Raw genomic sequence first — 21,673 nt, 5'->3', positions numbered from 1 at the left:
TCGCCGTTGGCCTGCTGGGGCCGGCGGCCCGTTTTTATCCTCAACACAACAAGGAATCAGAGTATGGCAACGCCGCATATTAATGCTGAAATGGGCGATTTCGCTGAGGTTGTGCTCATGCCGGGCGATCCGCTGCGGGCGCAGCATATTACCAACACCTTCCTTTCCGATGCCCGGGAAGTTAATCAGGTGCGCGGCATGCTGGGCTATACCGGCAGCTATAAAGGGCGGGCCGTCTCGGTAATGGGGCACGGTATGGGCATTCCGTCCTGCTCGATTTATACCAAAGAGCTGATTACCGATTTCGGCGTGAAACAGATTATCCGCGTAGGCTCCTGCGGCGCGATTAGAAGCAACGTCAATGTGCGGGATATCGTTATCGGCATGGGTGCCAGCACCGATTCCAAAGTGAACCGCATGCGTTTTAAAGATCACGATTTCGCCGCCATCGCCGATTTCGATATGGTGCGTAATGCGGTGGATGCGGCTAACGCCGCCGGCATTCCGGTACGCGTGGGTAATCTTTTCTCCGCCGATCTATTTTATACCCCCGATCCGCAGATGTTCGACGTACTGGAAAAATACGGCATTTTGGGCGTGGAAATGGAAGCCGCCGGGATCTATGGCGTGGCGGCGGAATTTGGCGCGCGCGCGCTGGCGATTTGCACCGTGTCCGATCATATCCGCAGCGGAGAAGCCTTAAGCGCGGCCGATCGCCAGACCACGTTCAACGACATGATTGAAGTGGCGCTGGAATCGGTATTATTGGGCGACGCGCGCTAAATCCGTGCCGGTCTGGGGCGCCGCCGTCTCAGGGCGTGTCGGGGGGCTTGGCGTCGTCCGCGGGGAGCGCGACGTCATCCTCTTCCGCGCGCTGTTCCACCAGCGGCGTACTGGCGGTGAGCAGGTAGGGCGACTGCTGCCAGCGGCTGCGGCGGTTTTGCAGCAGCGTACGTGCCAGGATAATGCCGATGGCGAGCACCAGCAGCATCATCAGGCGCAGCAGGTTAGTGGTGTTATCGACCTGTTTGGCTTCAATCTCCAGTTCGTGGGTATCCAGCGTCAGACGGACAAAACCACTCGGGCCTTTGTCATCTTCGATCGTCCGCACCAACTAGTGATTGAAGAAGCTGCCCGCCCGCTGATTGCCGATAGCCAGCCGGTCGCGTACGCTGATGTTTTCGTCCGAACGGGCCACCAGACTGCCGTCCATGTTATACACGCTGGCGTCGAGAATGCGGCTATTGCGCGTGAGACGATCCAGCACCGATTTGATGGGGGCGCTGTTATCGTCACGGCTGGCCATCAAGGGCGCCAGCTCGCCGGTGACCTGGCGGATCAGCGTATCCGCCAACTCTTCCACTTGCGCCGAGCGGGCCATTTGGTGGCTCAGGCTGAAATAGGTCGCGCCCTGCATTAACACCTCCAGCAGCGCGACGCAAATCAGCACGATAACCGTGCGGTGTAAACGGAACGAGAATCTGGCGCGGGCCATAGGTTTCCTTTCTCTTTTGGACGCTTTATGTTGCCAGAAGCGCCGGCGATAGGATAGCTTGTTGCGCGTTGCTAACGGCGGCTGAACATCATCCTACAGGAGTCAAAATGCCAATAGTCTGACCTACTGCGATCTGCCCGAGGGGATTTCACACTGGCCGGGATTGCCTTTGTCATTAAGCGGCGATGAGGTCATGCCGCTGGATTATCGGGCGGGCCATACCGGTTGGTTATTATACAGCAAAAATTTGGATAAACAGAGTCTGTCGCGGTATCAGCGCGTGCCTCGCAGCTGGCCCATGATCACGGGCTGGACGTGGCCCCCTTTGGCAAAACGCCCTATTTGCGTACGCCGGGCCTGCTGATGATGGATATGGACTCCACGGCGATACAAATCGAGTGCATTGATGAGATAGCCAAACTGGCGGGCGTTGGCGCACAGGTGGCCGAGGTCACCGAGCGGGCGATGCGCGGCGAACTGGATTTCAACGCCAGCCTGCGCCAGCGGGTCGCCACCTTAAAAGGCGCCGATGCCGATATTTTGCGGCAGGTGCGCGAGGCGTTACTGCTGATGCCTGGTCTGACCCAACTGACGAAAAAGCTGCAAAGCCTGGGCTGGCATGTCGCTATCGCCTCCGGCGGCTTTACCTACTTCGCCGAACTGCTGCGTGACAAACTGCGTTTGGTTTCCATTGCCGCCAACGAGCTTGAAATTCGCGATGGCCGCCTGACCGGCGAGGTGTTGGGGGAGGTGGTGGATGCCGGTTACAAGGCGCGGGAATTGACGCGCCTGGCGGACAAACTGGCTATCCCCATCAGCCAGACGGTGGCGATTGGCGACGGTGCAAATGATTTATTGATGATACAATCAGCGGGTCTGGGCATCGCGTTCCACGCCAAGCCGAAAGTCAATGAACAGAGTAAGGTGACGATTCGTCACGCCGATCTGCTGGGAGTGCTGTGCATCCTGAGCGGCAATCTCAAACACGATGAACGCTGAGCGTGCCCGCCCGCGGCGAATCGACCGCGGCGTCCGGCGCGCCCTATCTTGCAGAGGTAATCTGTGGCTAAAGCGGTAAAACGCGCTTTTGTGTGTAACGAATGCGGTGCGGATTATCCCCGCTGGCAGGGGCAATGTACCGCTTGCCATGCCTGGAACACCATCACCGAAGTGCGCCTTGCCGCTACGCCGGCGAGAGCGGCGTGAGCAGAGTGCAAAAGCTTTTGGACATCAGCCTGGAAGCGCTGCCTCGTTTCTCCACGGGTTTCAAAGAGCTGGATCGCGTGCTGGGCGGCGGCATGGTGCCGGGTAGCGCCATTTTGATTGGCGGTAGCCCCGGCGCCGGGAAAAGTACGTTGCTGCTGCAAACGCTCTGCAAGCTGGCCGGCGAAATGAAAACCCTGTACGTCACCGGCGAGGAGTCCCTACAGCAGGTGGCGATGCGTGCGCACCGGCTCGGGCTGCCCACCGGTGATCTGAATATGCTGTCGGAAACCAGCATCGAGCAAATTTGCCTGATCGCGTCGCAGGAAAAACCGCGCTTAATGGTCATCGACTCGATTCAGGTCATGCACATGGCAGATGTGCAGTCTTCGCCGGGCAGCGTCACCCAGGTGCGGGAATCCGCCGCCTATCTGACCCGCTTCGCCAAAACCCAGGGCGTGGCAATAATCATGGTCGGTCATGTGACCAAAGACGGCTCGTTGGCGGGTCCGAAGGTACTTGAGCACTGTATCGATTGCTCCATAATGCTTGACGGCGATTCCGATTCCCGTTTCCGTACGCTGCGCAGCCATAAAAACCGGTTCGGTGCGGTGAATGAGCTTGGCGTGTTCGCCATGACCGAGCAAGGGCTGCGTGAAGTCAGCAACCCCTCGGCGATATTCCTAAGCCGCGGGGAGGAGATGACGCTCGGCAGCAGCGTGATGGTGGTTTGGGAGGGCACCCGGCCGCTGCTGGTCGAGATCCTGGCGCTGGTGGATCACTCGATGACGGCCAATCCGCGCCGGGTGGCGGTGGGGCTTGAGCAAAACCGGCTGGCGATCCTGCTGGCGGTGCTGCACCGCCACGGCGTGCTGCAGATGGCGGATCAGGATGTCTTTGTCAACGTGGTCGGCGGGGTGAAGGTTATCGAAACCAGCGCCGATTTGGCGCTGATGCTGGTGATGGTATCCAGTTTGCGCGACCGCCCGTTGCCGAAAGATCTGGTGGTATTCGGCGAAGTCGGTTTGGCTGGGGAGATCCGCCCGGTTCCGAGCGGCCAGGAGCGGATCACCGAGGCCGCCAAACATGGTTTTCGCCGCGCCATCGTGCCGAAAAAAACGCAGGACAATATGCAGATCTTCGGCGTAAAAAAACTGGCCGACGCGCTGGCGATACTGGAAGAACTCTGACGCTGAGGAATATATGTCGTCGTTCAATTACCTGAAAAGCGCCATCAAGCAGCAGGGATGCACCTTACAGCAGATGGCGGAAGCCTGCGACGTCACCAAGGGCTACCTCAGCCAACTGCTGAACGCGAAAATCAAAAGCCCGAGCGCCCAGAAGCTCGAAGCCATCCACCGTTTCCTCGGGCTGGAGTTTCCCCGACGGCAGAAAACGGTCGGGGTGATATTCGGCAAGTTTTATCCGCTGCATACCGGGCACATCTATTTGATTCAGCGGGCCTGTAGTCAGGTGGATGAGCTGCATGTGATCCTCAACTACGACGATCAGCGCGACCTGCGGCTGTTTGAGGACAGCGCCATGTCCCAGCAGCCCACGCTCAGCGACAGGCTGCGCTGGTTGCTGCAAACCTTCAAGTACCAAAAAAATATCCGTATTCATGCTTTCAATGAACAGGGGATGGAGCCTTACCCCCACGGTTGGGATGTCTGGAGCCGGGGCGTAAAGGGTTTCATGGCCGACAAAGGCATTGAGGCGGATTTTATCTATTCGAGCGAAAAACAGGATCTCGCGCATTATCGTGAACATCTGGGGATTGAAACTGTGATTATCGATCCCGATCGTTCGTTTATGTCCATCAGCGGAGAGCAAATCCGCCAGGATCCTTTCCGCTATTGGGACTATATTCCCACGGAAGTCAAACCGTTCTTCGTCCGCACCGTGGCGCTGATTGGCGGAGAATCCAGCGGCAAGTCCACCATTGTCAACAAGCTGGCCAATATCTTTAATACCACCAGCGCCTGGGAATATGGCCGTGATTATGTGTTCACCCACCTTGGCGGCGACGAGATGGCGCTGCAATATTCCGATTACGATAAAATTGCGTTAGGCCAGGTCCAGTTCATTGATTTCGCCGTGAAATACGCCAATAAGGTAACCTTTATCGATACCGACTTCGTCACCAGCCAGGCGTTTTGCAAAAAATATCACGGCCGTGAGCACCCTTTCGTGCAGGCGATGATTGATGAGTACCGTTTCGATTTGGTTATCCTGTTGAAAAACAATACCCCCTGGGTCGCCGACGGTCTGCGCAGTCTCGGCGCGCCGACGGACCGCGATGAGTTCCAGCGTTTGCTTGAGGCGTTGCTGCACGACAATCACATCCCCTACGTGCGGGTGGACGTGGCGGATTATGACCAGCGCTTTTTACAGTGCATTACGCTGGTGAAAGAGCTGTTGGGGGAGCGCTGACGACATTGCCGGCAAACACCGGCGCGCCAAATTCGTAGGCGCAGCGGCAAACGCTTGGTGTAGGCGCCACCGCAGGGCGCAGTGGCAAACGCTCAGCGTGGACGTAAAAAAACGGCGCCTGGCGGCATCGTAACGCACTGCTGGCCGTCAGGCCATTTTCTTGTACTTGATGCGGTGCGGTTGTAACGCTTCCGCGCCCAGCGTCTTTTTCTTGTACTCTTCGTATTCGGTGAAGTTTCCCTCAAAGAATTCGATGTTTCCTTCGTCCTGGTAGTCGATAATGTGCGTGGCGATGCGGTCGAGGAACCAGCGATCGTGGGAGATGACCATAGCGCAGCCGGGGAACTCCAGCAGGGCGTTTTCCAGCGCGCGCAGCTTTTCGACATCCAGATCGTTGGTCGGCTCATCGAGCAGCAGCATATTGCCGCCCACCTGCAGCAATTTAGCCAGGTGCACGTGGCCACGTTCGCCGCCGGACAGCTCACCGACGCGTTTCCCTTGATCAACCGCCTTTGAAATTGAAACGGCCCACGTAGGCGCGGCTCGGCAGTTCAAAATTACCGATGCGCATAATATCCTGGCCGCCGGAGATCTCTTCCCACATGGTTTTGCCGTTATCCATATTGTCGCGGAACTGGTCCACCGAGGCTAACTGTACGGTATCCACCAGCGTAATGCTGCCGCTGTCCGGCTGTTCCTGGCCCGACAGCAGCCGGAACTGCGTGGATTTACCAGCGCCGTTGGGGCTGATGATGCCGACAATCGCCCCTTTGGGAAGAGAGAAAGACAAATCATCGATAAGCAGACGGTCGCCGTAGGATTTGCGCAGTTGACTGACTTCCAGCACCTTGTCACCCAGACGGGGACCGGGCGGGATAAACAATTCGCTGGTCTCGTTGCGCTTTTGGTAGTCGACATTGTTGAGCTCTTCAAAGCGGGCCAGGCGGGCTTTACCTTTCGACTGGCGGCCTTTGGCGTTCGACCGTACCCATTCCAATTCCTTTTCGATGGACTGGCGCCGCGCCGCCTCGGATGAGGCTTCCTGCGCCAGGCGCTGATCTTTTTGCTCCAGCCAGGACGAATAGTTGCTTTCCCAGGGGATCCCCTCACCGCGGTCCAGCTCCAGGATCCAGCCGGCGACATTATCCAGGAAATAACGGTCATGGGTAATCGCCACCACGGTGCCTTCATAGTCGTGCAAGAAACGTTCAAGCCAGGCGACGGACTCGGCGTCCAGATAGTTGGTGGGTTCGTCGAGCAGCAGCATATCCGGTTTTTCCAGCAGCCGCCGGCAAATAGCGACCCGCCGGCGTTCGCCACCGGATAGGGTGCCGATTTTGGCGTCCCACGGCGGCAGGTGCAGTGCGTCGGCGGCGCGTTCCAGCTGATTGTCAAGATTATAGCCGTCGTGGGCCTGGATGATGGCTTCCAGCTCCCCCTGCTCTTTGGCCAGTTTATCAAAGTCGGCATCCGGGTCGGCATAGGCGGCATATACCGCGTCCAACCGGGTTAGCGCCTGCTTGACGTCCACCACGGCGGTTTCGATCTCTTCGCGCACGGTTTTCTCGTCATCGAACCGGGGCTTCTGCGGTAAATAACCGATATTAATGCCGGGTTGCGGACGGGCTTTGCCCTCAATGTCGGTGTCGATGCCGGCCATGATGCTCAGCAGCGTTGATTTCCCCGCGCCATTAAGACCCAGGACGCCGATTTTGGCGCTGGGGAAGAAACTCAGCGAAATATTTTTCAAAATATGGAGTTTCGGCGGAACGATTTTGCCGACGCGGTGCATAGTGTAGACGAATTGAGCCACGTTGCGATAAACCTCATGTTAATAGGTTTTTGACTGTCCCGCGCTGCGGCGGTTTGCTACATAAATAAATACTAAAAACATTAATTAATAAATAATTTTTATTATTATATTCGGCTGGCATGATTCCGCTGGCTTGGCTAGCATGTGAACGGAAACCGGTCGGTTAAGCGCACAACGATGTCCCCGCGGCGGGACGGGTAATCAGCTGAGGATGAGTAATGATGGTCAAGGTGGACAGATGGCGGTTGTGGGTAGCGGCAATCGGGATGATGACGCTGCCCGTGCTGGCGCAGGCGGATTCCCTCGAGGCCCAGCGACAGCGCTATCAGCAGGTCGAATTGGCTTGGGACGCCCAGCAAATGGACGTGGTGGCGCAACTGCTGCCCACCCTGCGCGACTATCCGCTCTATCCCTATCTGGAGTACCGGCAGCTATCGCAGGATCTCTCCCAGGTCAGTCCCGATCAAATCAATGCCTTTATCCAGGCCAACCCGACGCTGCCGCCGGCCCGCTCCTTGCCCGCGCGCTGCAATTACTATTATGCCAAATGGGCTACCGGCAAGCCGCAGGAGGCCTGGGACGGCGCCCGCGACATCTGGCTAAACGGGCATTCTCTCCCGGACAGCTGCAACAAACTGTTCGGCGTTTGGGACCAGGCTGGCGAACGCAGCCCGCTGGCCATCCTCAAACGGATCCGGATGGCGATGAAAGAGGGCAATACCGGTCTGGTCAACTACCTGTCAAAGCAACTGCCCGCCGAGTACTAAACCATGGGCAACGCACTGGCGGCACTACAGGATAACCCGGCGACATTGTCGGATTTCGCCCGCAGCGTCGGCCCCACCGATTTGACCGGTCAGGCGACGCAGATTGCCTTTGCCCGCCTGGCCCGCACCGATGTGGAAAACGCCCGCTCCCTGATTCCGATTGTAGCCCGCGCGCAGCAAATGCGCGACAGCGAACGCCTGGCGGCTGATGGGCACCGATGCCAATCCCGAACAGGCGCGCTAGTGCGACGGGGTTATTCTGCGCGGCCATTCCACCGAATTACTGGAACGACGCATCCGCATGTCGCTGGGCCAGGGCAATATGCAGGAGGTCCGCGCCTGGTTGGAACGGTTACCGGAAGAGGATCGGCAAAAGGATGAATGGCGTTATTGACGCGGTAGGCTGTTAATGGACGCCGGCCAGCGCGCGCAGGGGGAGGCGCTATTGCGTCCGCTCATGCAGGCGCGCGGGTTTTATCCCATGGCGGCGGCGGAGGCGCTGGGCGAACGCTATGTCATTAACGTGGCGCGGGAGCCGGCTATCGCCCGGGTGCGCGAGCTGATGTATTGGAATATGGAAATCTGGCGCGCCGCGAATGGAGCGCGTTGGTGGCCAGCCGCAGCCGGCCGCAACAGGAGCAGCTGGCGCGGTATGCGTTTTTGCAGCAATAGCCGGATCTGAGCGTGCAGGCCACGATCACCGGCAAGCTGTGGGACCATCTGGAAGAGCGCTTCCCGCTGGCCTGGCACCAAACGTTCCGTCAGGCGACAAATGATAAAGGAATCAGCCAGAGTTACGCCATGGCCATCGCCCGTCAGGAAAGCGCGTTCACCGGTGAGCGCCGCCGGCCTGATACAATTGATGCCAAGCACCGCGCAGCATACGGCGCAGATGTTTAATATGGCAAACTACACCCAGCCTGGCCAGCTATTGGATCCGCAAATCAACATCGTCCTCGGCACGGCCTATTTGGAATATGTCTATCAGATGTTCGGCCGTAACCGTATTCTCGCCCGCATCGCTTACAACGCCGGTCCCGGCAGAGTCAACAGCTGGCTTAACACCAGCGCCGGACGCGCCGACGCCATCGCGTTTATCGAAAGTATTCCCTTTTCCGAAACGCGCGGCTATGTCAAAAACGTACAGGCCTATGACGTGTTTTACCGCTATTTCCTACGCCAGCCGGCGAAGCTGCTGACCGACGCCGAATGGCAGCGGCGCTACTGAGCGTCGAAAAGTATGATAAGCTTCTGTACTAGTTAAATGGTATGGCGGTAGCTTATAAACGCGACATCTTCCACCGCCGGCGAGGGCGCCGATAGGCTGGAGCAGGACTGGCGGACCTTTGCCCGCCTGCTGGGCCAGGCCTACGCTGACGAGCTGCACGTGCCGCTGTTGCAGCTCTGCTGATGCTTACGCCCGACGAACGCGAGGCGCTGGCGACGCGTATCCGCATTATTCAAGTCCTGCTGGCCGGTGACGTCAGCCAGCGGGAACTGAAAAATGAGCTTGGAACCGGTATCGCGACCATCACCCGGGGATCGAACAGCCTGAAGTCGGCGCCGCCGGAGCTGAAACGCTGGCTGATGCAGCAGTTGCTGAATCCGCCGGTCTAGTTAGTTGCGCGGCCGGCGAGGTCCTTGAAATATCGCGTTATGGAAAGGCACCAGCGCCAGTAACAGCGCTTGATGGTACACGCTGCTGCGCGTCAGACGGCCTTCCGTGAACACGCCAATGGCGCCGCTACGGCGCTTAATGTCCTCAATACCGGTTAATCGTGCCATTTCATGACCCAATTCTCGCCCTTCTGCGATTCCCTGTAATATACTATTAGGTAACACTAAACTGGCGGAGCGCGATTCACCCCGCAGATGTGCATTCTCAATCACCATCCAGGCAAAGGTCATATCATCTTCAACGCCGGCCTCGACGCCGACCCAGAAGTCCGCCTCAGGATTAACCTGGCGAGCGACCATCACCCGGTTGCGCGCGCCGCTGCGGGTTTGATGATCGCCCATCGGCTGGGACGGTACGCCGCTGTCAACATCAATGCCCGCCACCCGGCAATTACCCGGACCGAACGTATCGTCAAAAGCGTGCTGAATGGCGTCAATCTTGGCCGGGTTGTGGGTGGCAGCGATTACATTGTACATAGTGTCTGGTTAACTCCCGTCTCTTTTACGCAGTATAACGGAAAAATGTATGTTACAGATTTATCTTGTTCGTCATGGCGAAACTGAATGGAATGCGCTGCGCCGTATTCAGGGGCAATCCGACAGTGCATTAACCGCCAAGGGTAAACGCCAGGCGGAACAGGTCGCTGAACGGGCCCTATCATTGGGTATCACCCATATTATCAGCAGCGATTTGGGCCGTACACGCTGTACCGCAGAGATCATCGCCGCCGGCTGCGGCTGCCCGATGACGGTAGACGCGCGGTTGCGCGAGCTGGATATGGGGGTATTGGAAACCCGCGATATCGCTACCCTGACCGACGAGGAAGAGAATTGGCGTCGGCAATTGGTCAACGGCACCGAAGGCGGGCGCATTCCGGGCGGTGAGTCGATGACCGAAATGGCGACGCGCATGCATGCCGCCCTCAACCACTGCCTGACGTTGCCGGCGGGCAGTACGCCGCTGCTGGTCAGCCACGGCATGGCGCTCGGCTGTCTGATAAGCACCGTATTGGGTCTGCCGGCCTATGCCGAACGACGGCTGCGGCTGCGTAACTGCTCTCTCTCCCGCATGGATTATCAACAAAGCCCGTGGCTGGCGCCTGGCTGGGTGGTGGAAACGGCGGGCGATGTTTCCCATTTGGATATGCCCGCCCTGGATGAACTGCAGCGTTAACGGCGCACTGGAATCAGGTATTCGCAGCGGATAGTGTGCGGCAACTCCGCGTCCGGTTTGCGCTCCGGGGGAAAGAATCGTTCGATATCGCATCCCTTGCGACGCACCAGGCTTTGCGACGGTAGGCAGGTGCCGTAGCGACAGAATGAAGTCCTGCAGATCGTGGGGCGGGCCTTGATAAATAAAGCGGACGTATTCCCCCCCATCCAGATGGACGGGTTCGCCACCGTGGACATTTTCCGGCATGTGCTGCTGCTCGATAGCGGTGGTGTAAAGCACCTCCTGCTCATCCTCTTTCTCCAGGCTGGGCCAGCTATGATTCAGGCCGTACAGGGTCGGCGGCAGACATTTGGCCTCGCCGAGATATTGGCGCCAGAAATGGATGCGCAGCTCGGTACGGAAGCTGCTGAGCTGCTCCAACGTGCAGGTGTAACTTTGCGTGACGCCGATCAGTTCCATCGCCGGCAGCCGGATGAACTCCGCCTGGGGCAGAGTGCTTTGTTCCAAACGAATCGGCGGTCGGATGCCGGTGGAATCCCACTCTTCTTTGCGGCGATACAGTGCCGGCGTCTGGGCGAATTGTTTCTTAAAAGCGCGGGTAAACGTTTGCTGGGAATCGAAACGGTACTGAAGCGCGATATCCAGTATTGGCCGGCTCGTCAGCCGCAAGGCCACCGCCGCCTTGGATAATCTGCGCGCGCGAAATATAGGCGCCGATGGCGTGGCAGGTCACTTCTTTGAACATACGCTGCAGGTGCCATTTGGAATAGTCCGCTTTGGCGGCGACATTATCTAGCGACAGCGGCTGGTCCAGATGGCTATCGAGCCAGCTTAACAGGTCACGAATGATACCGGCTTGATCCATAATAATCCTCAGAAAGCGGTGAAGGCGTCGTTAAAAAAGCGTCGACGCATAATAGCAATATTTTGGCTAACAGGTCGCCAAAGATTTATAAGCTTATTATTGCCAGTTAATATTGACCAGTCCCGCCGGCGCCCTCGCCCCGGCGGCCTCAAGGGTGCTACAGGAAAATACGCTGAACTATGAATAAAAAAATCGTTATCGCCCTGATGGGCTACGCCTTCTGCCTCTGGATGGCCCGGGCCGAGGAGGTCGGTTCCGTCGACACCGTATTTAAGCTGTGCGGCCCCGATCATAAAATCGTGGTGGAAGCGTTTGACGATCCCGAGGAGCCCAATGTGACCTGTTATCTCAGCCACGCCAAAACCGGTGGCATCAAAGGCGGCCTCGGCCTGGCGGAAGATACTTCCGATGCGGCGATTTCCTGCCAGCAAGTGGGTCCGATCACCCTAAGCGACAAGATTAAAAGCCGCCCTGAGCACGGCAGTGTCATGTTTCAAAAACGAACATCGCTGATTTTCAAACGCCTACAGGTGGTACGCTTTTATGATCCCAAACGCAACGCGCTGGTGTATCTCTCCTATTCGGATCGGGTGGTGGAAGGTTCGCCCAAAAATGCGCTGAGCGCGGTGCCGATTATTCCCTGGGGCGAATCGCGTCCGTAACCGCCTTGCCCGGCGCCGCTATCTGCCCGCGCAAAGGAATTCGGCTTTAACGGAAACGGGCGGCCGGGGCTATCTGGCGTAACGGGCGGCAGCCGATGGGAGCGACACGAAGCCGTTTACCGGTGGGTGACGAAAGGATCATCGGTCGCCCGCCCCGCAGGGGAGGGCACCGTCGTCGGTGTAGCCTACTCTTCCAAATCGCCACAGAAACGATAACCTTCGCCATGAATGGTGGCGATGATTTCCGGCGTATCCGGCAACGATTCAAAATGTTTTCGGATGCGGCGGATGGTGACGTCCACGGTGCGGTCGTGGGCCTTAAGCTCGCGGCCGGTCATTTTTTTCAACAGCTCGGCGCGGGATTGGATCTTGCCTGGATTCTCGCAAAAATGCAGTATGGCGCTGAATTCGCTGCGCGGCAGCTTATAACTCTCGCCGTGGGGACTGAGAAGCGAACGGCTATTGATATCAAGCTCCCAGCCGTTGAATTTATAGCTTTCCAACAATTTGCGTTCCTCAAGAGCGCCGCCCAGATTCATGGTGCGGGACAGCAAATTGCGTGCGCGTATGGTGAGTTCGCGGGGGTTAAAGGGCTTGGTAATATAGTCGTCGGCGCCGATTTCCAGCCCGAGGATCTTGTCAACTTCGTTATCGCGGCCGGTAAGAAACATCAACGCAACGCTGGCATGCTCCCGGAGTTCTCGCGCCAGCAACAAACCATTTTTACCCGGTAGGTTGATATCCATGATGACCAAATTAATATCATGTTCCGACAGGGCGCGATGCATCTCTGCGCCGTCGGTAGCTTCATGAACCATATAGCCCTCAGCTTCAAAAATGCTTTTGAGGGTATTACGGGTGACTGACTCGTCTTCAACGATAAGAATGTGCGGGGTCTGCATGTTTGCTACCTAAAATTACCAACATAATTGAAAGAGGAGGTACTCAAGCCGCTGTCGTCCTTAACGGTAGCGGAGGAATATGACGCATCCCCCAAGGCTTCTGGCCTAAGCACTTCCATCGTGCCCTATCGTGATTAACGCTCTGTTACCGGCGACGCTCACCTGTATCCAGGGCCTGATTTTTCAGGCTTAAATGCTGCATAGCTTACCCTTATTAACAACAATATAACAGCGTCAACCGAATTTACCACTCAAGAAAATAGCATTTTGCTGACGTATATCAAAATAAAGCCTAGCACCTGTGCCATTTCTGCAGACAAGATTAACAGCGCGGCCCGTTAGATAACTTTCACGTCTCTTTATGTACCATTATCCTATATTGTTTAACCCGGCAGGGCGGCCAGGTGAAAATAACCCAACAGAACGGCCGCTGCTCGCGGTATAAGGGCGCAGGGGGCCCGCGCCGCGGCGCTTGGCCTGGCGCTGATGGATAACTTTTACTTATCGATTAGCATTATAATTGGCGGGACGATGGCACGAAATATTATATTTCTCCTGCCGCCATTTTCCACAAGTGACAATAGCTTTCGTCTAATAACTTAAGTGACTATGTCATTTCGCCCTAGCCCCGGGCTTGACGGCACACCCTGTCCGTTCCTGGGTGCCCGACGCGGCGCCAAGTCTGATTGGCGGTCAACCCCTACCGGTGATTCCTGCCGTGGTTGCGGTAGCAGTTAGCATATTAGGCTGGATTATGGGCAATGGTGGCACTTTCCGGCGCGCGCTCGGGCCACAGGCGGGATATTGGCCGGTGCGACTCGGGTCGTTCAGCGGGCCGCAAAAGCAGATATTCATTGACTTTAACGTCTGATTGCTTTAACCAGTAGGGTATTAATAAAAAACAGTGATAATGCCAACCATCATGCGTACCCGCTTCAGCCACGGCACCATTATTATTACCACCACCGATACCACCACGGGTAGCGTCGCGGGCTGACGCATACAGGAATCCAGAAAAAAGCCCGCACCTTGACAGTGCGGGCTTTTTTTTAAGCTTAATTCAGGAGATGAAACAGAAATGCGAGTACTGAAATTCGGCGGTACCTCCGTCGCCAACGCGGAACGTTTTATCCGCGTCGCCGATATCCTTGAGAGTAATTGCCGCCAAGGACAGGTGGCGGCAGTATTATCCGCGCCGGCCAAAATCACCAACCACCTGGTCATGATGATAGACCGTACGCTCAACGGCATTGATATCCAGCCGAATATCCTTGACGCCGAACACATCTTTACCCGGCTGTTGGACGGGTTGGTCACCGCGCAGCCGGCGTTTGATCACCCGGCGCTGCGTAGCCAGGTGGAGCAAGAGTTCGCACAGCTCAAACAGTTACTGCACGGCATTTCACTGCTGAAATACTGCCCTGATAGCGTTAACGCCGCGATCATCAGCCGCGGCGAAAAACTGTCCATCGCGCTAATGGAAGCTCTATTGCGCGCGCGCGGTTTCAACGTGACGGTCATCGACCCGGTGGAGAAACTGCTGGCGCAGGGGGGCTATCTGGAATCGACGGTGGATATCGCCGAGTCCACCCGGCGCATCAACGATGCTGCCATCCCCGCCGATCACATTATTCTGATGGCAGGCTTTACCGCCGGTAACGAGCGCGGTGAACTGGTGGTGCTGGGCCGCAATGGATCCGATTACTCCGCGGCGGTTCTGGCGGCCTGTCTGCGCGCCGATTGCTGCGAAATCTGGACGGACGTGGACGGTGTTTATACCTGCGACCCCCATCAGGTGCCGGATGCGCGTTTACTCACTCAGCTTTCCTATCAGGAGGCGATGGAACTTTCCTACTTCGGCGCCAAGGTTCTTCATCCCCGTACTATCGTCCCCATCGCGCAGTTCCAAATTCACTGTCTTATCAAAAACACCACCAATCCTCAGGCTCCCGGCACGTTAATCGGACCCACCAGCGGCGAGGAAGGTAACCCGGTCAAAGGCATCACCCATCTGAATAATATGGCGATGATCAACGTTTCCGGCCCGGGAATGAAAGGCATGATCGGCATGGCGGCGCGGGTTTTCGCGGCCATGTCGCGCGCCGGCAGCTCCGTGGTGCTGATTACGCAATCCTCGTCGGAATACAGCATCAGTTTTTGCGTGCCGCAGCATGAGTTGGCGGGCGACCGCCGGGCGCTGGAGGAGGAATTTTACCTGGAGTTGAAAGACGGCCTGCTGGAGCCGCTGGATGTGATCTCCCGCCTGGCGATTATTTCGGTGGTCGGCGACGGGATGCGCACGCAGCGCGGTCTGTCCGCCAAGCTTTTTGCGGCGCTGGCGCGCGCTAATATCAACATCATCGCTATCGCCCAGGGATCCTCCGAGCGTTCCATCTCGGTGGTGGTGGACAATGACACCACCACCACCGGCGTGCGGGTCGCGCATCAGATGCTGTTTAATACCGATCAGGTCATTGAAGTCTTCGTAATCGGCGCGGGCGGCGTCGGCGGCGCGCTGATCGAGCAGATCTGCCGTCAGCACGCGTGGCTGAAGGATAAGCATATCGACTTGCGGGTGTGCGGAATAGCCAACTCGCGCGCCCTGCTGACCAATGTGCACGGCATCGACCTGGCTAACTGGCAGGGGGCGCTGGCCGAGGCGCGCGAGCAGTTCAACCTGGGGCGGCTGATTCGGCTGGTGAAAGAGTATCACCTGCTCAACCCGGTCATCGTTGACTGCACCAGTAGCGAGGCGGTGGCCAACCAGTATGCGGATTTCCTGGCGGACGGCTTCCACGTGGTGACGCCGAATAAAAAAGCCAATACCGCCTCAATGGATTATTACCATCAAATGCGCGCCGCGGCCGCGGCCTCGCGCCGTAAATTTCTTTATGATACCAACGTCGGCGCCGGTTTGCCGGTTATCGAAAATTTACAGAACTTATTGAACGCCGGCGACGAGTTGACCCGGTTTTCCGGTATTCTTTCCGGCTCGTTGTCATTTATTTTCGGCAAACTGGACGACGGTATGTCGCTGTCGGCGGCAACGCTTCTGGCGCACGGCAACGGATACACCGAACCCGATCCGCGCGATGATCTGTCCGGTATGGATGTGGCGCGCAAGCTGCTGATTCTGGCGCGCGAGGCGGGATATACGCTGGAGTTGGTCGATATCGATGTCGAGCCGGTGCTCCCAGCGAGCTTTGACGCCGGCGACGACGTGCAGACTTTCCTGGCGCGGCTGCCGGCCCTGGATGATGAATTCGCCGCCAGAGTGGCGAAGGCGCGCGCCGAAGGCCAGGTGCTGCGCTATGTGGGCAGCATTGACGAAGGACGCTGTAAAGTTAAAATCGAAGCGGTGGGCGCCAACGACCCGCTGTTCAAGGTAAAAGACGGGGAAAACGCGCTGGCGTTCTCGACCCGCTATTATCAGCCGTTACCGCTGGTGCTGCGCGGCTATGGCGCCGGCAATGATGTCACCGCCGCCGGCGTTTTCGCCGATCTTTTACGCACGCTGTCATGGAAGTTGGGAGTTTAACATGGTTAAAGTGGATGCGCCGGCCTCAATCGGCAACGTCAGCGTGGGATTTGATGTGCTGGGCGCGGCGGTGTCGCCGGTGGATGGGACGCTGCTGGGCGATTACGTCAGCGTGACGGGCGCCGAGGTCTTTAGTCTGCATAGCGCCGGGCGCTTCGTCGACAAATTGCCGGCGGAGCCGGAGCAAAACATCGTTTATCAATGCTGGCAGCGGTTCTGCGAGGCGTTGGGTAAAACGGTACCGGTCGCCATGCGGCTGGAAAAGAATATGCCCATCGGCTCCGGCCTGGGATCCAGCGCCTGTTCGGTGGTCGCGGCGCTGGTGGCGATGAATGCCCATTGCGGCCGCCCGTTAAACGATGACCAGATGCTGATGCTGATGGGGGAAATGGAAGGGCGCATTTCCGGCGGGGTGCATTTCGATAATGTGGCCCCCTGTTTTCTTGGCGGCATGCAGCTGATGCTTGATGAGAACGGCATCATCAGCCAGCCGGTGCCGGGGTTTGACGACTGGCTATGGGTGATGGCCTACCCGGGCATCAAAGTGAGCACCGCCGAGGCGCGGGCGATTCTGCCGGCGCAGTATCGCCGCCAGGACTGCATCAGCCATGGCCGTTATCTAGCGGGCTTTGTGCATGCCTGCCATACCCGGCAGCCGGCGCTTGCGGCTAAACTGATGAAAGATGTCATTGCCGAGCCCTATCGCACCCGGCTGCTGCCGGGCTTTGCCGATGCACGCCAGGCGGTGGGTGATATTGGTGCGCTGGCCTGCGGTATCTCGGGCTCGGGGCCGACGCTCTTTGCCATCTGCGATCGCCAGGATACCGCGGCGCGCGTCGCCGACTGGCTGATGCAGCACTACCTGCAAAACGACGAAGGTTTTGTTCATATTTGCCGCCTGGATACCTCCGGCGCCCGTATAATGATGGATTAAATGATGAAACTGTACAATATCAAGGAACACAACGAGCAGGTCAGCTTCGCCCAAGCGATCAAGCAGGGCCTTGGCCGTCAGCAGGGGTTGTTTTTCCCCATGGAACTGCCCGAATTCGCCCTGACCGAGATAGACGAGTTGCTGGAGATGGATTTCGTTAGCCGCAGCGCGCATATTTTATCGGCCTATATCGGTGATGAATTACCGCCGGAACGCGTATTGGCGCGGGTGGTGGCGGCGTTTGAATTCCCGGCGCCGGTGGTGCCGGTAGCCGAAGATATCGCCGCGTTGGAACTGTTTCACGGCCCGACGCTGGCGTTTAAGGATTTCGGCGGCCGCTTTATGGCGCAGATGCTTACCGAAGTCGGCCAGGGCCAGCCGGTGACCATCCTTACCGCGACCTCCGGCGATACCGGTGCCGCGGTGGCCCACGCGTTTTACGGGCTTAAGAATGTGCGGGTCGTGATCCTCTACCCTGAAGGCAAAATCAGCCCGCTGCAGGAAAAGCTCTTTTGCACGCTGGGCGGCAATATTCATACCGTGGCGGTTGAGGGGGATTTCGATGCCTGCCAGGCGCTGGTGAAGCAGGCGTTCGATGATGAAGAGCTGAAACAAACGCTGGGGCTGAACTCCGCCAACTCCATCAATATCAGCCGGCTGCTGGCGCAGATTTGCTACTATTTTGAAGCGGTGGCGCAGTTGCCGCAGCAGGCGCGCAATCAATTGGTGATTTCGGTGCCGAGCGGCAATTTCGGCGATCTCACCGCCGGCCTGCTGGCCAAAACCTTGGGGCTACCGGTGAAGCGTTTCATCACCGCCACTAACGCTAACGATACCGTACCGCGGTTTCTGAGCGGCGGAAAATGGCTGCCCAATCCCACCGTGGCCACGCTGTCAAACGCGATGGATGTTAGCCAGCCCAATAACTGGCCGCGGGTGGAGGAGTTGTTCCGGCGCAAAAACTGGCAACTGACGACGCTCGGCTACGGCTGCGTCGACGATAAGACAACCGCCGAGGCGATGCGCGAGCTGGCGGGACTGGGCTATATTTCCGAGCCGCATGCCGCCATCGCCTACCGCCTGCTGCGCGACAGTCTGCAGCTCGGGGAGTTCGGTTTATTCCTCGGCACCGCCCATCCGGCCAAGTTTAAGGAATCGGTAGAATCAATCCTTGGCCAGAATCTGCCGCTGCCGCCGGCGCTGGCGGTACGCGCGATGCTACCGCTGCTGTCGGCGCGCATGCCGGCGTCGTTCAGCGACCTGCGTCGTTTCATGCTGGAATTGCCGCGATAGCGCCGCGCCGCCGACAGTTTGGGAGACCTAGGTTGCCTTGATGCCGATAGTCTGGGGCAGGCGGTTGGGGCGTACCGCGCCGCCGGCAATAGCGAAGCGCCGGCGTCTGCTATCCCCGTGGCGCTAACCGGCCTGCTGCGGTCGTTTAAACACCCACTCATTTTCGCTCGACGCCGCGGTGTCAAATCGATAACCGCCGGCATTGAAAGCTTGCAAGGACCGGGGCTGCGTCAACGCTTCGGTAATCACAAAGCGGCACATCATGCCGCGGGCTTTTTTGGCGTGAAAACTAATCACCTTGTACTGGCCGTTTTTCTCATCCAGGAACACCGGTTTGATAACCCGCCCGTTGATGCAGTCCGGTTGCACCGCGCGGAAATATTCGTCCGAAGCCAGATTGATCAGGATCTGGTCGCCCTGTTCCGCCAGCGCCTGGTTCAATTTATCGGTTAGCGCGGCGCCCCAATAGCGATACAGATCGGCACCGGCCGGGTTGGCCAGGCGGATCCCCATCTCCAGCCGGTAGGGCTGCATCAAATCCAGCGGGCGCAATACGCCGTACAGCCCTGACAGCATCCGCAGGTGCCGCTGGGCAAAATCGAATTGCGCCTCGCTGAAGGTTTCCGCCCCCAGACCGGTATAGACATCCCCTTTAAAAGCCAGTATCGCCTGGCGCGCATTGTCGGGGGTAAACGGCGTTCGCCAGGCCTGGAAGCGGGCGGCGTTCAGATCGGCCAGTTTATCGCTGATACCCATCAATGTGCCGAGACGCGACGGCGTCAGCTGCCGGCACACGTCGATAAGCGCCGCCGACTGGGGCAGCAATTCCGGCTGTGTGTAGCGACGGGTCGCTAGCGGACTTTGATAATCCAGCGTTTTCGCCGGAGAAATAACCATTAGCATTGCGGGTTCCTGTTAAAGCGAAAAAATATGGTCGCCGGTCATGCCACGGCGGCGCGTTCTAGCCATCGCGGGGGCTCGGCGCGGCTGCCCGGCTGTTTTTATCGCGCGGCGTCGCCGGCCGTACCCATAGATCCGGCGCCCGCTGCGGCGCGATAGCGGGAAAATTCACCACATAAAAAGTCGGCAGTTTACCGATGGCGCGCTGGCTATTGTAATCATTCGCCAGCATCAACACGACCGGCGACAGCAACAAAAGGGCGATAAGGTTGGTTATCGTCATCAGGCCCATAGCCAGATCCGCCAGTCGCCATACCACTGAGACCTCCACCACGCAGCCAAATAGCACCATGCTAAGCGTCAACAGACGCAGCAGCCATTTCAGCTTCACCGGTTGTGGCACGAAAAAGCGCAGGCTGCTCTCCGCATAGGCGTAATTGCCAATAATGGCGGCGAAGGAGAACACAAACACCAGCGCCATCAGTAGCGGCATGCTCCAATGCCCCGTCACCGTGGCCAGCGATTGATAAATCAACGCGATGCCGTGAATATCGGCGTGCGCGTGTTCGAGCGTGCCGGAAGTGAGGATAATCGCCGCCGTGGCGCTGCATATCACCAGTGTGTCGTATAAATACCGCCAGCATCTGGATATAGCCCTGTGAGGCGGGATGCGGCGGCCAGGGCGCGGCGGCGGCGGCGATATTCGGCGCCGAGCCGGTGCCCGCTTCGTTAGAGAACAGACCGCGCTGTACTCCTTGGAAAATCGCCTGCGCTAGGCCATAACCCACCAGCCCAGAGGCGGCCACCGGCAGGCCAAAGGCGCTATTGAACACCAGCGCGGCCACCGCCGCGATCTGGTGCCAGTGGTGCAGCACCACCCAGCCCGCCAGCAGCAAGTACAGCAGGCCCATGGCCGGCACCAGCCATTGGGTCAAGCGGGCAATGGCGCGCAGGCCGCCGAAAATAGCCGCCGCGCACAAGATAAGCAGCGCCAGGGTAATCGGCCAGCGGCCCATACCGGATAATTGCTGTGCCGATAGCGTAATCGCATTGGCCTGCACGGCGCTGAAAAAGCCGCCATAGCCCGCCAGCAAAAAGAGGGTGAATAGCGTGCCCATCCAGCGCAGGCCGAGCCCGTTGGCCATATACCAGGCCGGCCCGCCGCAGGTGTCGCGTATTTTGTACAACTGTGCCAGGGTGCTTTCCGCAAAGGCGGTCGCCATGCCAATCAACGCCGCCAGCCACATCCAGAAGATGGCGCCCGGCCCACCCAGGATCAAGGCGATGGCGACGCCCATCAAATTACCGCAACCGATACGGACGGCAAGAGAGGTGCATAACGCTTGGAACGGCGAAATGCCGCCGCCGCCGCGCGTTCCTAAATCTTTGAGGATAGTGAAGGTATGGCAGAAATGGCGTATCTGGATGAAACCGGTGCGCAGCGTGAACCAAATCCCGGTACCCAACAACAGATAAATTAATAGTGAATCCCATAACAGGTTATTGATAAAATTCAATAGCTCAGCCATCGTTCCTTTTCTCCCGCTCCAGCGTCCCAGCTGGGTGTTGTAGGGTCTGGGCGCTTATTTTACCCATTTTACGCATGATTTCATCGATAGGTGCGACAGGTAAAAGCCCGCGTCCGGCCGCTTTTCACCGCCGCCGCCCGTGTTATCATTCTCGCGCTGCACTGCCCGCTTCGTGATACACGCGACAACATGAGACCATGATTATGACAGACAAACTCAGTTCCCTGCGTAAAATGACCACAGTTGTGGCCGATACCGGCGATATTACCGCCATCAAGCGCTATCAGCCTCAGGATGCGACCACCAACCCGTCGCTTATTCTTAACGCCGCCCAAATCCCGGAATACCGGGGTTGTAAGCGGAAAGCCGCCAAAATTTTGCGGACTTGCCATACGGTTTATGACAACGTCAGTCCCTCAATCATAGCGTCCAGATCGAGTTCTTTCCCTTCACTGATAAAGGTGTAATGGCCGTTCAGAAAGATTGGC

Annotated in this window: 11 protein-coding genes, 8 pseudogenes and 1 other annotated feature; of the genes and pseudogenes, 12 read left to right on the top strand and 7 right to left on the bottom strand. The window is 57.9% G+C overall.

Annotated elements, in window-relative coordinates; genetic code table 11:
* Positions 1-63: 63 nt before the first annotated feature.
* Entirely contained in the window at positions 64-783 is a 720-nt protein-coding gene (gene deoD, locus ACMX3H_RS02895) for a purine-nucleoside phosphorylase (RefSeq protein WP_415209736.1), read from the top strand.
* Positions 784-811: 28 nt separating this feature from the next.
* On the opposite strand, the pseudogene ACMX3H_RS02890 reads toward deoD, so the two are convergent.
* Positions 812-1,495, bottom strand: a pseudogene (locus ACMX3H_RS02890) (YtjB family periplasmic protein).
* 118 nt (positions 1,496-1,613) lie between these two features.
* On the opposite strand from ACMX3H_RS02890, the pseudogene serB reads away from it, so the two are divergent.
* The 3 genes and pseudogenes from serB (at position 1,614) to nadR (ending at position 5,131) form a co-directional block, all read left to right on the top strand.
* Positions 1,614-2,494: pseudogene (serB, locus tag ACMX3H_RS02885) on the top strand (phosphoserine phosphatase).
* A gap of 63 nt (positions 2,495-2,557) precedes the next feature.
* Positions 2,558-3,888 (top strand): annotated as a pseudogene (radA, locus tag ACMX3H_RS02880) (DNA repair protein RadA).
* Between the two features lie 13 nt (positions 3,889-3,901).
* Positions 3,902-5,131: a multifunctional transcriptional regulator/nicotinamide-nucleotide adenylyltransferase/ribosylnicotinamide kinase NadR gene (gene nadR / locus ACMX3H_RS02875; RefSeq protein WP_415209735.1), complete on the top strand. Its 1,230-nt coding sequence runs from the start codon at positions 3,902-3,904 to the stop codon at positions 5,129-5,131.
* 147 nt (positions 5,132-5,278) lie between these two features.
* Here the strand turns inward: nadR and ettA are convergent.
* A pseudogene (gene ettA / locus ACMX3H_RS02870) lies at positions 5,279-6,944 on the bottom strand (energy-dependent translational throttle protein EttA).
* A 230-nt stretch (positions 6,945-7,174) separates the two neighbouring features.
* On the opposite strand from ettA, the pseudogene sltY reads away from it, so the two are divergent.
* Together sltY and trpR are read left to right on the top strand one after the other, a co-directional pair.
* Positions 7,175-8,939 (top strand): annotated as a pseudogene (gene sltY, locus ACMX3H_RS02865) (murein transglycosylase).
* A 96-nt stretch (positions 8,940-9,035) separates the two neighbouring features.
* Positions 9,036-9,328 (top strand): annotated as a pseudogene (gene trpR, locus ACMX3H_RS02860) (trp operon repressor).
* Here the strand turns inward: trpR and yjjX are convergent.
* On the bottom strand, positions 9,329-9,865 hold the full coding sequence (gene yjjX / locus ACMX3H_RS02855) for an inosine/xanthosine triphosphatase (RefSeq protein ID WP_415209734.1): 537 nt from the start codon (positions 9,863-9,865) through the stop codon (positions 9,329-9,331).
* Between the two features lie 49 nt (positions 9,866-9,914).
* On the opposite strand from yjjX, the gene gpmB reads away from it, so the two are divergent.
* On the top strand, positions 9,915-10,562 hold the full coding sequence (gene gpmB, locus ACMX3H_RS02850; RefSeq protein WP_415209733.1) for a 2,3-diphosphoglycerate-dependent phosphoglycerate mutase GpmB: 648 nt from the start codon (positions 9,915-9,917) through the stop codon (positions 10,560-10,562).
* Here gpmB and robA read toward each other — a convergent pair.
* A pseudogene (robA, locus tag ACMX3H_RS02845) lies at positions 10,559-11,427 on the bottom strand (MDR efflux pump AcrAB transcriptional activator RobA). The gene gpmB and the pseudogene robA overlap by 4 nt on opposite strands.
* Before the next feature lie 179 nt (positions 11,428-11,606).
* On the opposite strand from robA, the gene creA reads away from it, so the two are divergent.
* Positions 11,607-12,089 carry a protein CreA gene (gene creA, locus ACMX3H_RS02840; protein ID WP_415209732.1) on the top strand — a complete coding sequence of 161 codons (483 nt, stop codon included), beginning with the start codon at positions 11,607-11,609 and terminating at the stop codon, positions 12,087-12,089.
* A gap of 185 nt (positions 12,090-12,274) precedes the next feature.
* Here the strand turns inward: creA and arcA are convergent, their stop codons facing one another.
* On the bottom strand, positions 12,275-12,991 hold the full coding sequence (gene arcA / locus ACMX3H_RS02835) for a two-component system response regulator ArcA (protein ID WP_415209731.1): 717 nt from the start codon (positions 12,989-12,991) through the stop codon (positions 12,275-12,277).
* A gap of 932 nt (positions 12,992-13,923) precedes the next feature.
* Positions 13,924-14,043 (top strand) — a sequence feature (Thr leader region).
* 26 nt (positions 14,044-14,069) lie between these two features.
* Between arcA and thrA the strand changes: the two genes are divergently transcribed.
* From thrA to thrC, 3 genes are read left to right on the top strand one after another with little or no spacing between them, the layout of a single operon-like run.
* Complete coding sequence (gene thrA, locus ACMX3H_RS02830; protein WP_415209730.1) at positions 14,070-16,529, top strand: bifunctional aspartate kinase/homoserine dehydrogenase I; 2,460 nt, start codon at positions 14,070-14,072, stop codon at positions 16,527-16,529.
* Between the two features lies 1 nt (position 16,530).
* Positions 16,531-17,463 carry a homoserine kinase gene (gene thrB, locus ACMX3H_RS02825; protein ID WP_415209729.1) on the top strand — a complete coding sequence of 311 codons (933 nt, stop codon included), beginning with the start codon at positions 16,531-16,533 and terminating at the stop codon, positions 17,461-17,463.
* Positions 17,464-17,466: 3 nt separating this feature from the next.
* Positions 17,467-18,756, top strand: coding sequence for a threonine synthase (gene thrC, locus ACMX3H_RS02820; RefSeq protein ID WP_415209740.1), 1,290 nt, complete (start codon positions 17,467-17,469; stop codon positions 18,754-18,756).
* A 123-nt stretch (positions 18,757-18,879) separates the two neighbouring features.
* On the opposite strand, the gene yaaA is transcribed toward thrC, so the two are convergent.
* Both yaaA and ACMX3H_RS02810 read right to left on the bottom strand, forming a co-directional pair.
* The gene (gene yaaA / locus ACMX3H_RS02815; protein WP_415209728.1) at positions 18,880-19,659 is read right to left on the bottom strand and encodes a peroxide stress protein YaaA; all 780 of its coding nucleotides are present in this window, start codon (positions 19,657-19,659) and stop codon (positions 18,880-18,882) included.
* 58 nt (positions 19,660-19,717) lie between these two features.
* Positions 19,718-21,185, bottom strand: a pseudogene (locus ACMX3H_RS02810) (alanine/glycine:cation symporter family protein).
* Positions 21,186-21,388: 203 nt separating this feature from the next.
* Here ACMX3H_RS02810 and ACMX3H_RS02805 point away from each other — a divergent pair.
* Positions 21,389-21,652 (top strand): transaldolase family protein, encoded by a 264-nt coding sequence (locus ACMX3H_RS02805; RefSeq protein ID WP_415209727.1) that lies wholly within the window; start codon positions 21,389-21,391, stop codon positions 21,650-21,652.
* The last annotated feature ends 21 nt before the right edge of the window (positions 21,653-21,673 follow it).

The sequence above is a fragment of the Sodalis sp. (in: enterobacteria) genome (assembly GCF_047607725.1).
Taxonomy (GTDB): Bacteria; Pseudomonadota; Gammaproteobacteria; order Enterobacterales; family Enterobacteriaceae; genus JBLKSS01.
Note: the sequence above shows the minus strand (reverse complement) of the source record. Positions and strands in the feature narration are given on the sequence as shown.

Coding starts and splice junctions, on each gene's coding strand:
- thrA (WP_415209730.1), top strand. CDS start 14,070: ATGCGAGTACTGAAATTCGGCGGTACCTCCGTCGCCAACGCGGAACGT.
- ACMX3H_RS02805 (WP_415209727.1), top strand. CDS start 21,389: ATGACAGACAAACTCAGTTCCCTGCGTAAAATGACCACAGTTGTGGCC.
- yjjX (WP_415209734.1), bottom strand. CDS start 9,865: ATGTACAATGTAATCGCTGCCACCCACAACCCGGCCAAGATTGACGCC.
- creA (WP_415209732.1), top strand. CDS start 11,607: ATGAATAAAAAAATCGTTATCGCCCTGATGGGCTACGCCTTCTGCCTC.
- arcA (WP_415209731.1), bottom strand. CDS start 12,991: ATGCAGACCCCGCACATTCTTATCGTTGAAGACGAGTCAGTCACCCGT.
- thrB (WP_415209729.1), top strand. CDS start 16,531: ATGGTTAAAGTGGATGCGCCGGCCTCAATCGGCAACGTCAGCGTGGGA.
- nadR (WP_415209735.1), top strand. CDS start 3,902: ATGTCGTCGTTCAATTACCTGAAAAGCGCCATCAAGCAGCAGGGATGC.
- gpmB (WP_415209733.1), top strand. CDS start 9,915: ATGTTACAGATTTATCTTGTTCGTCATGGCGAAACTGAATGGAATGCG.
- deoD (WP_415209736.1), top strand. CDS start 64: ATGGCAACGCCGCATATTAATGCTGAAATGGGCGATTTCGCTGAGGTT.
- thrC (WP_415209740.1), top strand. CDS start 17,467: ATGAAACTGTACAATATCAAGGAACACAACGAGCAGGTCAGCTTCGCC.
- yaaA (WP_415209728.1), bottom strand. CDS start 19,659: ATGCTAATGGTTATTTCTCCGGCGAAAACGCTGGATTATCAAAGTCCG.